Source organism: Microcystis sp. M53598_WE2 (assembly GCF_030067735.1).
Classification (GTDB): domain Bacteria; phylum Cyanobacteriota; class Cyanobacteriia; order Cyanobacteriales; family Microcystaceae; genus Microcystis; species Microcystis aeruginosa.
On the sequence record NZ_JASJFE010000933.1, the window covers coordinates 1 to 1,024 of the forward strand.

Below are 1,024 nucleotides of genomic sequence, written 5' to 3' on the forward strand. Positions count from 1 at the left end.
AACAAGTTTAGACTTTACGACCCAAAAAGCCAAAAAAGGAATGGGTTATCTAGATTATAAAAAATCCTTTGGTCTCAAAGTTCATACCACCTTAGGAGTGTCAGCGCAAGGAATACCTTTGGGACTGATTAATCAATAGGTCTGGGCAAGAGAAGAAAAGAATTTAGGGATGCCAAGCAACGAAAAAAAAGAGAAACCCAAGAAAAAGAAAGTCATACTAAATCCGTAGCCTATGCTCAACGGATTTAGTATTAAAACTATTTGGTTGGGACTGCGAAAGTTACATGATATCAGCCAGACTTGGAAACTATCTGATCAAATTATTTTCCCCATAGAACCCCCTTGAGCAATCTTGCACACTTTTCTCTTTTTGTCAAATTTTATGTTAAGAAAGATGCGACTAATGGATAGGAGGGCCACGAATAAAGAAAAATGGTATTAATAGGGAGCTAACTGCGAAATTAGCCTACAAAACCTGAAAAAATCTCCCACAAACATGGCGAGGACAAGCATGAATACAATTAGTAATTTTTTAGCTAGTGCTATTGTCGGCGGCTGGATTATGACCATGGCAGTTTTTGCTATTCAAAATATCCAACCAGTTTCTTTAAAGTTTCTACAATTTGAGTCAATTAAAGTACCTATCGGTGTTTTATTGGCTTTTTCTTTGGGAATTGGATTTTTTATGGCCGCATTTATCCCCGCTTTTTTGAGAAAGTCGAAAAAATCTCCTCGCAGTCGCTTTCCTCCCCCACAACCGGGGTTAGACGAGTTTGATTTTTAGATAGGGTTTGCGGCAAAAAGTTTGTTGGTGGGGTTAGGAGTCAGTAGCCGGTCGTCGGTCGTCAGTAGCCGGTCGTTTCAGGCTTTGTTGCCCTCTCTTTTTGTACCAGATTATGTACTACAAGAAGGATAATGCAAGGTTTTTGAGGGTCCCAATCCGATTTTCGCAGCATGAACATCGGATTTTAACAGGTCAAAAGCCTTATTTTAAAAGGGTTTTACCATTATTCAGCAAGCCCTA

At 39.3% G+C, this 1,024-nt stretch carries 1 protein-coding gene and 1 pseudogene; both read left to right on the forward strand.

The window, feature by feature from the left end; genetic code table 11:
- Window positions 1-213 (forward strand): annotated as a pseudogene (locus tag PX636_RS19000) (IS4 family transposase); the annotation flags it as partial.
- Between the two features lie 298 nt (window positions 214-511).
- Window positions 512-784 (forward strand): lipopolysaccharide assembly protein LapA domain-containing protein, encoded by a 273-nt coding sequence (locus PX636_RS19005; RefSeq protein WP_002788612.1) that lies wholly within the window; start codon window positions 512-514, stop codon window positions 782-784.
- Window positions 785-1,024: the final 240 nt, after the last annotated feature.

Bases quoted from the DNA above. Each gene is read 5' to 3' on its own strand.
- PX636_RS19005 (WP_002788612.1), top strand. From the start codon at position 512: ATGAATACAATTAGTAATTTTTTAGCTAGTGCTATTGTCGGCGGCTGG.